This window comes from Clostridium sp. CM042 (assembly GCF_055080995.1).
In genome coordinates, this window is record NZ_CM143646.1 from 3,466,076 (window position 1) to 3,478,268 (window position 12,193).

A 12,193-nucleotide genomic window follows, 5' to 3' on the forward strand; every position below is an offset into this window, starting at 1 on the left:
ATTGACCATACATAATATAAACCAAAGGTTACAGATATAGTTGTTACAAATAATATAAGGTAAAAAGAGCAGTGTCATTTTAATAAAGAAAGCATAATTATGTATTTAATAACAAAAATAGTATTTGATTGCAATTTATGATATGATAGAGTACATAATTAAAAAACAAAACTAATATTAAGTTTCAATTATCAAATATGGCTTACTGTAAGTCACCTAAAAAAAGGTTTTTTTCTAAAAATATCGAATATAAGTAATAAGGATGAAAATTGGTTAAAAATGGGGGGTACATGATATGATAAAAGATAATACGTTAACTTCGGCTAAGGAAGCTGGCGGATCAACAGAAGAGGCAATAACAATAGTTTCTGATGTTACAAAAGAAAATGTTGATAAGACTATTAATGCGGTGAAGGATATTGCTAAAAATGTTAAATCAAAAGCTAGCAGGGCAACTACTGCTACAAAAAGAACAGCTAAGAAAACAATAGCTAAGAAAATTAATGTTGGATTCTATGTTCAATATAAGGGAAAAGAGGTTTCCAAAAAAACAATACTAGAAAAAGTTTATGAAGAATGGATAAAATCTCATAAAATTACAGAACTTAAAACCTTAGATGTATATATAAAGGTTGAAGAAGATATAGCCTATTGTTTGGTAAATGGAGAAATTAAAATAAACTTGAAATTATCCTAACATAATTCAATAAAGAATAAAGAGGCTTACTGGCTTTTTTTATTTTTTTTTAAAATTAAGGTTCTAGCAGAAAAAAGTTAAATAGTTAGTTTGCATTTAAAGCATTAAAAAATTATAATGAATACAAAGAAGCTAAGTTTAATTAAAAGCTAAGTCAATAATATTTTAGGAGGGGATTTTAATGTTGCAAGAAAGACTTAATAAGGTTCGAAAGGTCATGGCTCTAAAGAAAACACCTCAAATGATAGTTTCTGACCCAGCGGCTATATTCTATCTTACAGGGAAGTGGATTTTATCTGGAGAAAGAATGATTGTACTCTATATTAACTTAGATGGACATAACAAATTATTTATAAATGAGTTATTCCCTATAAATGAAGATTTAGGGGTAGAAAAGATATGGTTTAACGATACTCAGAGTCCAGTGGAGATTCTTGCAAGAAACATTGATAAAGATAAGCCAATGGGTATAGATAAAAATTGGCCAGCTCATTTCTTAATAAAATTAATGAAGCTTAAAGGTGGCAGTACATTTGTTAATGGATCTGAAATTCTTGACAGAGTAAGGATGTGTAAGGATGAAGGTGAAAAAGATCTAATGAGAGCGGCTTCAAAATTAAATGATACCGCTGTGGATAAAATGATAAAGCTTATCCCTAAAAAATATTCAGAAAAGAAAATGGGAAAGTTACTTGGTGATATATGGGAAGGAATGGACACCCAAGGACATTCATTTGATCCAATTATAGGTTATGGGGCAAATGCTGCTGACCCTCATCATGAACTGGATGGATCAATAGTTAAAGAAGGCGACAGCGTAGTTATTGATATCGGATGTAAGATGAATTCATACTGCTCAGACATGACTAGAACTGTTTTCTATAAAAGTGTATCAGATCATAGTAGAGAAGTTTATAATATTGTTAAAGAAGCAAATAAAAGGGGAATTGAAAAAGTTAAAGCAGGCGTTAGATTTTGTGATATTGATGCTGCAGCTAGAGACTATATCTCGGAAAAAGGATATGGAAAATATTTTACTCATAGATTAGGGCATTCAATAGGAATAGAAGTTCATGATTTCGGTGATGTTTCGTCTGCTAATACTGATAAAGTTCAGCCAGGACAAATTTTCTCCATTGAGCCAGGCATTTATCTCCCAGGTGACGTGGGCGTTCGTATAGAAGATTTAGTAATAGTTACGCAAGATGGTTGTGAGGTATTAAATCATTATACAAAAGACTTAATTATTGTAGAATAGCATAAAAATACCCTATAAAAAAAGAGCTTTGATAAATAAAATTATCGAAGCTCTTTTATATTATGGTGAGGGTATAAATAATTTTCATTAATATATATAATGTATAAGATGAGGATATAATAAGAATATAATTTTTTATTGGAGGGATAATCATGTTAAATATAGGTTGTCATTTATCAGTATCAAAAGGTTATAAAGCTATGGGACAAGACGCTCTTAGCATAGGAGCAAATACATTTCAGTTTTTTACTCGTAATCCTAGAGGTAGTAAAGCAAAAGAAATTGACCCCAGTGATGTAGAGGCTTTATTAGAAATATTAAAAGAAAATAAATTTGCGACAATCTTAGCGCACGCGCCATACACACTTAATGCTTGTTCTGCTGATGAAAAAACAAGAGAATTTGCAATGATGATTATGGAAGATGATTTATCTAGAATGGAATACTTCCCAAATAGTTTTTATAACTTCCATCCGGGTAGCCATATAAAACAGGGTGTTGAGAAGGGCATAGAATATATTACAAATATGCTTAACTCTATATTGAAACCAGAACAAACAACCACTGTACTTCTTGAAACAATGGCTGGTAAAGGAACAGAAGTAGGCCGAACATTTGAAGAATTAAAACAAATTCTTGATGGTGTTACTCTTTCAGGCAAAATGGGTGTATGTCTTGATACTTGTCATATATACGATGCTGGTTATGACATCGTTAATAATTTGGATGGCGTAATAGATGAATTTGATAGAATTATTGGTCTTGATAAGCTTTATGCAATTCACTTAAATGATAGTAAAAATCCATTTGAAAGTCATAAAGACAGACATGAAAGAATTGGGGAAGGTTCAATTGGAATAGAAGCGATTAGTAGAATTATTAATCACCCCAAGTTACGTCACTTACCATTCTATTTAGAAACACCAAATGATTTAGCTGGTCATGCTGAGGAAATTAAGATATTAAGAGAAGCATATAAAAACTAATAAAATACTATTGATAAGTTAGGTTTTCTTTGTTAAAATAGAATCGAAGACATATTTCAATTATTGACCCAGTGGGACATTTTAATGCCCACTGATTATAAAGCGTATTAAATTACCATATACATATGGAAGGAGATAATATTATGATTTATTCAACAGAAGTTTCAGAAATGATGTGTGTTGCAAAAGGACCTAATCATGGATCGGCACCAATTCCTGAAGAAGGAAAATGGGTACAAAGTAAAGAAATTAAAGATATCTCAGGTTTAACACACGGAATTGGCTGGTGTGCTCCTCAACAGGGTGCATGTAAGCTTACTTTAAATGTAAAAGAGGGTATAATACAAGAAGCATTAGTTGAGGTAATAGGATGCTCTGGTAGTACTCACTCAGCTGCAATGGCATCAGAAATACTTCCAGGAAAAACTATTTTAGAAGCGTTAAACACAGATTTAGTGTGTGATGCAATAAATACAGCTATGAGAGAGTTATTCCTTCAAATTGTTTACGGAAGAACTCAAACAGCATTTTCAGAAGGTGGACTACCTATAGGAGCTGGACTTGAAGACTTAGGTAAAGGTCTTAGAAGTCAAGTTGGTACAATGTATGGAACACTTGCTAAGGGCCCAAGATATTTAGAAATGGCTGAAGGTTATGTTACTAATATTGCATTAGATAAAAATAACGAGATAATAGGTTATAAATTTGTTCAACTTGGAAAAATGATGGAAATGATCAAAAAAGGTATGGATGCTAATGAAGCTATGGAAAAAGCTACTGGAAGTTATGGTAGATTTGCAGAAGCAACAACAGTAATCGACCCAAGAAACAAATAATATAAGAAGGAGGAATAATTAAATGGCTTTATTTGAAAGTTATGAAAGAAGAATAGATCAAATATTACCTGTGTTAAGTAAGCACGGTATAAACTCACTAGAAGAAGCAAGAACAATTTGCGAAGAAAAAGGTATCGATGTTTTTGGTATAGTTAAAGGAATCCAACCTATAGCATTTGAAAATGCTTGCTGGGCATATGCAGTAGGTGCTGCTATAGCAATTAAAAATGGTTGTACTAAGGCAGCTGATGCAGCAGTATATATTGGAGAAGGTCTTCAATCATTTTGTATACCTGGTTCTGTTGCTGATGACAGAAAAGTTGGAATTGGACATGGTAACTTAGCAGCTATGCTTCTACGCGAAGAAACTAAATGCTTTGCATTTTTAGCTGGACATGAATCATTTGCTGCTGCTGAGGGCGCAATTGGCCTTGCAAGAGCTGCAAACAAAGTAAGAACAGAACCTTTAAAAGTAATACTTAATGGTCTTGGAAAAGATGCTGCTTATATAATTTCAAGAATTAATGGATTTACTTATGTTCAAACTAAATTTGATTACTATACTAGTAAATTAACAGTAGTTAAAGAAACAGCTTATTCTGATGGAGAAAAAGCTAAAGTAAGATGTTACGGAGCAGATGATGTACGCGAAGGCGTTTCAATAATGCATTCTGAGGGAGTAGACGTTTCAATTACAGGAAACTCTACAAATCCAACAAGATTCCAACATCCAGTTGCTGGTACTTATAAAAAAGAATGCTATGAACAAGGTAAGAAATACTTCTCAGTTGCATCAGGTGGTGGTACTGGAAGAACTCTTCACCCAGATAATATGGGAGCAGGTCCTGCTTCATACGGAATGACTGATACTATGGGAAGAATGCATTCAGATGCACAATTCGCAGGTTCTTCATCAGTTCCAGCTCACGTTGAAATGATGGGACTTATCGGAATGGGTAACAACCCTATGGTTGGAGCTTCAGTTGCAGTTGCGGTTGCAGTGGAAGAAACAATGAGTAAATAAAATTTAAAAAAATCAGATAGGTACAAGCTTCGCATTTAGTCATAATCGGCTAAATGTGGGGCTTTTATTTTCGCCCACTAATATCAAACCATTGGTGTTAGTATAGTATTGTAGACGTGAAAACTCGAATGATATAAAATAAGAGTGGAGTAGATAAAAAATAGGCATGAGAGGAATATCATGTCTATTTTGTGTTAATGAAAACTAGTAGTCCTTGCTACCAGATGATTTACCTACATAAAGGTTATATCCTATGAAAACCGAGACAATGCTTATTATAACTGCAGCAATAGCTACACAAATCAGAATTGTATTTTCTTGAGGCATGATAGAAAAACTTTCAAGAAATTCTACTTCGCCAGTGTATGATGATATTGGCATGTTAAGTTTTAGAAAAGCTAAAAGTCCATAACCGATAGTAGCAAACCCAGCAAAGCTTAATAGTCTAAGTTTTTTACTTTTTATAAGAGTAATTGCAACTCCCACAAAAACAATTATTACTAATATGCATAACATTAATAGATCTCCTTTTGTTGTGTCTATTACTTGATTCATAGCAGAGGCTGGAGGAGCGTTACTAAAGCCTTGGGAATCCGTAAGGTATAAAAATCCCAATATACTGCCCAGTAACACAGTGCCAGAAATATAGACCATGATGTACATTATAAATATCATTACTATTGGAAGTAAGAATATATTTAACGCTGTATATTTTCGGCTTACAGGAACAGTTTCAAAAAGCTTGTGATCACCATGAAGTATCCCATTAATCATCCATACAGCTATTATAGGTAAATTAAAAGATAAAAAAGAATTTAAACTCATTGTATTTCCGAAAAATATAGATATATTTATAAAAGCCATCACAGCAAAAGCAAAAACATAAAGTAATATCTTTAAAGGATTTGGTGAGTTAATATCAATTGGAGGATATGAATTTAGCATTAGCTTTTGATAAGCAATAAATTTTTTTAACATAATGAGCACCTCTTTCCTTTTTTTGAACCCATGTAAACCATAATATCTTCAATTGTAGGTCTGGCAGTTTTAACCCCTTCTAAATTTTGAAGTTTTAGATTTTTGCTGCATAATCCCTCATATCCGAAAGTTGTTTCCTTTATTCCTATAAGTCCAGATTTAATTTCATCCGTTATAGATTCTCTTTCAATATGTGCAAGGAGATAGGTATCAAGCATTTCGTCCTTACCCTTAGAAAAAACAATTTTACCGTTATCAATCATTGTTATATAATCAGCAATTTTTTCAAGATCACTTGTAATGTGTGTTGAAAACAGTATGGACCTTTGCTCATTTTGCATAAGTTCTAAGAGTAAATCAATTACGTCAGCTCTTGCGATTGGGTCGAGTCCCGCTGTGGGTTCGTCAAGTATAATTAATTCTGGATTATGACATAGTGCCATTACAACTCCAAATTTCATCTGCATACCTTTTGAATAGGCTGACAGCTTTTTACTTGGATTAAGTTCAAAGCGTTTCATGAGTTCGTCAAATTTTTTATCATCAAAGGTTTTATAAAAGGGTGATATCATTTTTTTTATTTTAATAGGTTTGAGGTTAAGGGGATAGATTAGACTGTCAAACACAACTCCTATTTTTGCTTTAACAGTTTCTTCGTTTCCGAACATAGGAGTACCATCGAAGAATACTTGTCCCGTTGTTTTTGGAATCATACTAAGTATTGTTTTAATAAGGGTGGTTTTACCTGAACCGTTCTTCCCTATAAACCCCATAATAGTTCCTTTTTCAATTGAAAAATTTATATCATCCAAAGAGAAATCTCCTATACTTCCATTCAAGTTTCTGATTTCCAAAGCCTTATTAGTCATTTTTACTACCTCCGTATATTTCATTTATAACTTTAAGCATTTCCTCAGGGGATATGCCACAAGCGTCTGTAAATTCTTTAATTTCAAGAAGTCGTTCATGAAGCATGTCAATGTGTATTGCCTTAACTTTTTTTCGGTCAATCTCTGCCACAAAGCATCCTCGTCCTTGTAAATTGATGACAATACCCTCTTTTCCAAGTTCTTCATAAGCACGTTTTACTGTTATGATTCCAACCTTCAAATCTTTTGCCATAAGCCTTATTGACGGCAATTGCTCCTTGGATTTTAGCTTTCCGCTGAGTACCATTTCTTTTATTTGATTTTGTATTTGCTCATATATGGGCGTTTGCGAAAGGGATGATATAAGAATATTCAAGCACACTACCTCCTTGTCTACTGTTATTATATGATAGATACAGATAATTGTCAATAATTTCTTTTAATTACAATTTATCGATTAGAAGCTTTCCTTGACATGTTTTTTAAAAAGAATTAACATTATAGTAATTAAATCATCTCCTGCGGAGCTGAAATATTAACGACTTCAGAATGAGATTTATACTCCCACTGAAGTTTTATTTTTGCTAGGGTAGTTAACCCCCACTTGTAGAAGTGGGAGACTTTCCTTCTGAACTGTCGTTAAAACTTAAGAGGGTGAGTCCTATAAAAAAAAGAATAGCTGTTGTAGCACTAGATTATAAGGCTGCAAAATTTTACGAAAATCAGATTAAAGAGCTTTTTGGTGAGCTAGTAACCACAAGTGCTTATAATGTATTAAATGGATCAGTTAAAGAAATAAAGGAAGCTGATTTATTTGTAGTTTCGACCGATGCTTTCGAAAACATTACGGATTTTCAGGAGTGCATCCCCATTGATGTTCCTAAAGTAGAAATTGCAGTAGCTTTTACTAATAAATCTCTTGATACTTTAAGGGGTATTCCAAATGGAAGCAAAGCTTTGTTTGTAAATCTCAGTGAAAAAATGGTGCGTGAGGCTATAACTAGACTCAGTCAACTTGGCATTAATCACATAGATTTTACTCCCTATTATCCCGGAGCTAAGCCAGTTAGCGGCTTCGAGTTGTCAGTAACACCTGGTGAATTTCGTTATGTACCAAAAGATGTAAAGACAATTATTGATCTTGGGCAACGTGTGCTAGATTCCACCACAATGGTGGAAATAGCACTGAGGCTAAAATTTGATTACCTATTAGAGAGGGAAAAATTCAAGGAATATTTTCGTTCTTTAGCTGTCAATAATTATAGCTTTAATCAACTGTTTGGAAGGTCTCTTCAAATGGAAAGTCAATTTGAAATTTTGATGGAAATCATGGATGAAGGGATTATTGGTGTGAATGAGAATGATGTTGTTTTTGCTTGTAATTCAAGAGCAGTAGAAATTACAGGTGTTACGAAAGAACAATCCATCGATCATCCTGCTGCGTTAATTTTCTCGTTTTTACCTTTTGAGGAGTGTAGGAGTACGCGAAAAAAGATAAATAATCGGTTGATTAGAGTAAGTGGTGTGGATATTACTGTAACTGTTACTCCTGTAATACGTGGAGATGAATATCTCGGTTCCTTTGCTACTATACAAAAATTTACCGAAGAAGAGTATAAACAACATAACTTACGTATTCAATTGCTTAATAAAGGACACAAAGCTAAATATACCTTTGATGATATCATCGGGGAGAGCGATGTAATCAAAAAAGCCTGTACCATTGCTAAAAAAATGGCGAAAACCAATTCTACTGTATTAATTACAGGTGAGAGCGGAACGGGAAAGGAACTTTTTGCACATGCTATACATAACGAATCAGAGCGTCATAACTATCCTTTTATTGCCATAAATTGCGCAGCTATACCAGATAATCTGCTAGAAAGTGAACTATTTGGTTACGATGAAGGAGCTTTTACTGGTGCTAAAAGGGGAGGAAAATTGGGACTTTTTGAATATGCTCATAGGGGAACAATATTTTTAGATGAAGTAGAGGGAATGAGCCCGGCCCTCCAAATAAAACTGCTTCGTGTTATTCAGGAAAGAGAGATTATGCGGATCGGCGGCAATAAAATTATTAGTATTGATGTACGAATAATAGCTGCAGCCAATGAAAATCTTGAAGAGCTGGTGTCTAACGGGAGTTTTCGGAATGACCTCTACTTCCGTCTAAACACCTTGCCAATTCAGCTTCCTCCATTGCGAGAGCGCGGTGAAGACATTATGCTGTTGTTTGACTACTTTAAACATAAATTAGGAGGAAAATTCATCCTATCTATACAAGTAATTAATGCATTGCTCTCTCATAATTGGAATGGAAATATTCGTGAACTACACAACTATGTAGAATATCTCACCTATATAGATAAAGATATGGTGTATTACGACGATTTACCACCTGGGTTCTACAATAATGCTATGTCAACATTAAAATGCAAGTCTGACACTAGCACTAATCTAGATGCTAAACTTTTGGAGCAATTAGCAGGTAATCGAGTAGATGATTATTTTTTTGTACTAGACAGATTGCATGTGGGATTTGTTCAACAAATTTCCATGGGTAGGTTATCAATTTCTGAGCAAGCAGAAAAAACGGGACGCTACCTAACTCAACAAGAAGTTCGCGGTATTTTAAACGATTTAAATAATTTAGGTTTAATTAAAATGTCGCGAGGTAGAGGTGGTAGTAAAATAAATGACCGAGGCATAAAGGTTTTCAACAAACTGCAATCTCAACTTAAATAGACATTATTTTTCATTAAATTGGCACCATATTTGTTGTATTTATGTTATAGCAAATATTTCTTGCATAAATAAATATAAGAAGGGTGTAAATATGAAGTAATAGAATCTTGTTCTAATAATTGAAAATCAATTGTTAGAACAAGATGGAGTCTATTCAATAGATTTTAAGGACTTTGAAAAAAATTAAAACAGAAAACAACTAATTAAAAGGCAATGTAAAATTATTCTTCAATGAGATTAAAAGACCAAGTGATATCTGATTTATAAGTATTTGCAACACCACTTTCAACTTCAAAGGCAGTTTTAAGCACATATTCTATCATTTCAGGGGTCATACCTTTTCCTTTTATATTATATGAAAGATCGATTTTTTCGATAGGTTTTGGAGCCACTGCTCCTCTTTCTCCATTCACAATCACTTCGTATTCTGAAATTTGAGCCCCTCTAGCCTTAAGCATTGTAACTATATCTACACTTGTGCATGCTGCAACCGCATGAAGAAGTATTTCAATTGGCTTTGGACCTAAAACTTTTCCGTTATTCATTTCTGCTGGACCAGCCAGCACGAATTTTGCTCCCTCTGGAGTTGTACATTCAAATGCCGCTCCGTCTCCAAGCCAGTTTACTACTGCGTTCATCATAATAATTAATTCCTCCTATATTCATAATATGGTATGTGTTTAAGTTAATAATAACTCATAGACTTCAAAAAGAAAAATTGATATAATAAATCATAATCATATAAAAAATTTATGGATGAAGAAAGGATAATAACATGGAATTTCGCCAAATTAATACATTCATTACTGTAGCGGATCTTAATAGTTTTACTCGAGCGGCATATACGCTTGGATACACTCAGCCTACTGTCACATCTCAGATACAGTTGCTAGAGAGTGACCTAGGAGTTCGTCTATTTGAACGTATTAGGAAGAATATTTCACTTACTCATGAGGGGGAAAAATTTCTTGTTTATGCAAGACAAATTGTTGATCTGTGTGAAGAGGCAAAAAATGCAGTAAAAGATCATCCTGTTCCAAAAGGAGTTCTGACGATAGGAGCATGGGAGTCATTATGTACAACACGGATAGATAACCTTCTCAAAAAGTTCCATTATAAGTTTCCTGACATTGAAATCATATTAAAAACTATCAAATCTACGGAGTATCAAGAACTTTTACTGGATAACCAGATTGATGTGGCCTTTTGTTTGGAGCGTATGATAACAAATTCGGATTTCATTGTTGAATTGGCAATACCCGAGCCTTTAGTATTACTTGCAGTACCTAACCATCCTCTTGCAAAGTCCCTTGGTGTATATCCTGAAAACATCGTTGACTATACCCTTATTTTAGCAGAGGAAGGCTGCAGTTATCGGAGAACGCTGATGACAATATTTAGCGATTGTGGTTTGACGCCCAAATCAATTATGGAAATCGGTAGTATCCAATCTATGAAACAGCTTGCAATCAGCGGTTTAGGAATTATAGTTCTGCCTAAAATTACAGTTGAAGAAGAACTTGCAAAAGGGCAGCTTGTTGAATTGAAATGGTGTGGTCCTTATTTTGAATTCTTGACTCAAGTAATTTATCACAAAGACAAGTGGATGTCGCCTGCTTTACAGACTCTGCTGAATATGACGAAGATAATCCTTCCAATGCAGTATTGTCAGAAGTGATATTAAACTGCTGGCCAGATCTCATAGGAGGTAAAATAGTGATTTTATCAAAAAAAGGTATAGCAAAATTTTGCTATACCTTTTTTTTGAACTTTTTATATAAGTTTATTATTTTTTAAAACTCAAATAGGTCTTTTTGTGGGAATAATCCAAATGCTCCGCCGGTATGAATAAATAGAATATTTTCGCAGTTTTTAAAGGTTCCATTTTTAATTTCTTGTACTAATCCATACATTGCTTTACCAGTATACACAGGATCTAAAATAATTCCCTCTAGTTTTGCAAAGTCGTGAATAAAGTGAAGCTCCTCTGGTCTGCTTAGTGCATATCCTCTTCCTACATATCCATCTATAATATGAATTTCATCTTTTGAAATATGTAAATTCACATCGATGTATTGCATACTTTCATGAGCTATTTTGTAAATCTCATTTTTGAAGTGTTCAGCATCATCACAAACGTTGACACCATAGATTCCACCAGTATACTCTAGTGTTTTGCTTGCTAGAAATAGTCCGGAATGAGTTCCACCAGATCCTACTGCTAGTACAATTCTATCAAAATGCACACCTAGCTCTTTTTCCTGGCAAATAATTTCCTTCATGGCATTATAGTATCCAAATCCACCAATTCCATTAGATGCACCTTCTGGTATAATATAAGGGTTACAACCCTTTTCCTCTAATTCTGCCTTGATTTGTTCCATAATTTCAGCTTTATTATTTTTATATTCTTCTGGAGTAACAAAACGAATATCCGCTCCTAAAAGCTTATCTATAAACAAATTACCATCTGATTCTGTTTCTGAGTCCCCTCTTAAAACAAGGACTGATTTCATTCCAAGTCTTGCAGCGACTGCTGCCGTAGATCTACAATGATTAGATTGGATTCCTCCGCAGGTAATAAGTACATCACATTTTTGATCAAGAGCTTCCTTTACAGAAAATTCAAGTTTCCTTATTTTATTACCAGAGACTTCGGTTCCTGTTTGGTCATCTCTTTTTATATAGATATTAGGTCCGCCCAGTTTTTGAGAAAGTCTTTCTAGTTTTTCTATCCGTGTTGGTAAGTTTGCAAACATTATTTTTTCAGGAATTTTAACCATTGATTACTCCTCCTTTT

The 12,193-nt window shown here is 33.7% G+C and carries 12 protein-coding genes; 7 read left to right on the top strand and 5 right to left on the bottom strand.

The annotated features are described in order from the left end of the window. Positions 1 to 295 precede the first annotated feature (295 nt). The 5 genes from ACWJJ7_RS16540 to ACWJJ7_RS16560 all read left to right on the top strand — a co-directional run bounded on the left by ACWJJ7_RS16540 (position 296) and on the right by ACWJJ7_RS16560 (position 4,801). Complete coding sequence (locus ACWJJ7_RS16540; protein WP_462963052.1) at positions 296 to 697, top strand: DUF6465 family protein; 402 nt, start codon at positions 296 to 298, stop codon at positions 695 to 697. Between the two features lie 181 nt (positions 698 to 878). Next, positions 879 to 1,955, top strand: coding sequence for a M24 family metallopeptidase (locus ACWJJ7_RS16545; RefSeq protein ID WP_462963053.1), 1,077 nt, complete (start codon positions 879 to 881; stop codon positions 1,953 to 1,955). A gap of 152 nt (positions 1,956 to 2,107) precedes the next feature. Then, on the top strand, positions 2,108 to 2,941 hold the full coding sequence (locus tag ACWJJ7_RS16550; RefSeq protein WP_462963054.1) for a deoxyribonuclease IV: 834 nt from the start codon (positions 2,108 to 2,110) through the stop codon (positions 2,939 to 2,941). Positions 2,942 to 3,084: 143 nt separating this feature from the next. Continuing rightward, positions 3,085 to 3,777, top strand: a complete 693-nt coding sequence (locus ACWJJ7_RS16555; RefSeq protein ID WP_462963055.1) for an iron-sulfur cluster assembly scaffold protein — start codon at positions 3,085 to 3,087, stop codon at positions 3,775 to 3,777. A 22-nt stretch (positions 3,778 to 3,799) separates the two neighbouring features. Beyond that, on the top strand, positions 3,800 to 4,801 hold the full coding sequence (locus ACWJJ7_RS16560) for a GGGtGRT protein (protein WP_462963056.1): 1,002 nt from the start codon (positions 3,800 to 3,802) through the stop codon (positions 4,799 to 4,801). A gap of 204 nt (positions 4,802 to 5,005) precedes the next feature. On the opposite strand, the gene ACWJJ7_RS16565 is transcribed toward ACWJJ7_RS16560, so the two are convergent. The 3 genes from ACWJJ7_RS16565 to ACWJJ7_RS16575 are packed head-to-tail and all read right to left on the bottom strand — an operon-like array spanning position 5,006 to position 7,024. Beyond that, positions 5,006 to 5,779 carry a hypothetical protein gene (locus ACWJJ7_RS16565; RefSeq protein WP_462963057.1) on the bottom strand — a complete coding sequence of 258 codons (774 nt, stop codon included), beginning with the start codon at positions 5,777 to 5,779 and terminating at the stop codon, positions 5,006 to 5,008. Then, positions 5,773 to 6,648, bottom strand: a complete 876-nt coding sequence (locus tag ACWJJ7_RS16570; protein ID WP_462963058.1) for an ABC transporter ATP-binding protein — start codon at positions 6,646 to 6,648, stop codon at positions 5,773 to 5,775. The genes ACWJJ7_RS16565 and ACWJJ7_RS16570 overlap by 7 nt, the downstream gene beginning before the upstream one ends. Then, positions 6,641 to 7,024, bottom strand: a complete 384-nt coding sequence (locus ACWJJ7_RS16575) for a GntR family transcriptional regulator (RefSeq protein ID WP_462963059.1) — start codon at positions 7,022 to 7,024, stop codon at positions 6,641 to 6,643. The genes ACWJJ7_RS16570 and ACWJJ7_RS16575 overlap by 8 nt, the downstream gene beginning before the upstream one ends. 236 nt (positions 7,025 to 7,260) lie before the next feature. Here ACWJJ7_RS16575 and ACWJJ7_RS16580 point away from each other — a divergent pair, with 236 nt between their 5' ends. Then, positions 7,261 to 9,393, top strand: coding sequence for a sigma-54 interaction domain-containing protein (locus ACWJJ7_RS16580; RefSeq protein ID WP_462963060.1), 2,133 nt, complete (start codon positions 7,261 to 7,263; stop codon positions 9,391 to 9,393). 221 nt (positions 9,394 to 9,614) lie between these two features. On the opposite strand, the gene ACWJJ7_RS16585 is transcribed toward ACWJJ7_RS16580, so the two are convergent. Beyond that, a complete protein-coding gene (locus tag ACWJJ7_RS16585) occupies positions 9,615 to 10,034 on the bottom strand; it encodes an OsmC family protein (RefSeq protein WP_462963061.1) in 420 nt (139 codons plus the stop codon). 134 nt (positions 10,035 to 10,168) lie between these two features. Here ACWJJ7_RS16585 and ACWJJ7_RS16590 point away from each other — a divergent pair, with 134 nt between their 5' ends. Continuing rightward, the gene (locus ACWJJ7_RS16590) at positions 10,169 to 11,071 is read left to right on the top strand and encodes a LysR family transcriptional regulator (RefSeq protein WP_462963062.1); all 903 of its coding nucleotides are present in this window, start codon (positions 10,169 to 10,171) and stop codon (positions 11,069 to 11,071) included. 115 nt (positions 11,072 to 11,186) lie between these two features. Here the strand turns inward: ACWJJ7_RS16590 and ACWJJ7_RS16595 are convergent, their stop codons facing one another. Next, entirely contained in the window at positions 11,187 to 12,176 is a 990-nt protein-coding gene (locus ACWJJ7_RS16595; RefSeq protein ID WP_462963063.1) for a D-cysteine desulfhydrase family protein, read from the bottom strand. Between the last annotated feature and the right edge of the window lie 17 nt (positions 12,177 to 12,193).

What these genes read in the sequence shown, in the direction of transcription:
- ACWJJ7_RS16560 (WP_462963056.1), top strand. Translation starts at nt 3,800, where the DNA reads ATGGCTTTATTTGAAAGTTATGAAAGAAGAATAGATCAAATATTACCT.
- ACWJJ7_RS16555 (WP_462963055.1), top strand. Translation starts at nt 3,085, where the DNA reads ATGATTTATTCAACAGAAGTTTCAGAAATGATGTGTGTTGCAAAAGGA.
- ACWJJ7_RS16595 (WP_462963063.1), bottom strand. Translation starts at nt 12,176, where the DNA reads ATGGTTAAAATTCCTGAAAAAATAATGTTTGCAAACTTACCAACACGG.
- ACWJJ7_RS16540 (WP_462963052.1), top strand. Translation starts at nt 296, where the DNA reads ATGATAAAAGATAATACGTTAACTTCGGCTAAGGAAGCTGGCGGATCA.
- ACWJJ7_RS16570 (WP_462963058.1), bottom strand. Translation starts at nt 6,648, where the DNA reads ATGACTAATAAGGCTTTGGAAATCAGAAACTTGAATGGAAGTATAGGA.
- ACWJJ7_RS16545 (WP_462963053.1), top strand. Translation starts at nt 879, where the DNA reads ATGTTGCAAGAAAGACTTAATAAGGTTCGAAAGGTCATGGCTCTAAAG.
- ACWJJ7_RS16590 (WP_462963062.1), top strand. Translation starts at nt 10,169, where the DNA reads ATGGAATTTCGCCAAATTAATACATTCATTACTGTAGCGGATCTTAAT.
- ACWJJ7_RS16565 (WP_462963057.1), bottom strand. Translation starts at nt 5,779, where the DNA reads ATGTTAAAAAAATTTATTGCTTATCAAAAGCTAATGCTAAATTCATAT.
- ACWJJ7_RS16550 (WP_462963054.1), top strand. Translation starts at nt 2,108, where the DNA reads ATGTTAAATATAGGTTGTCATTTATCAGTATCAAAAGGTTATAAAGCT.
- ACWJJ7_RS16585 (WP_462963061.1), bottom strand. Translation starts at nt 10,034, where the DNA reads ATGATGAACGCAGTAGTAAACTGGCTTGGAGACGGAGCGGCATTTGAA.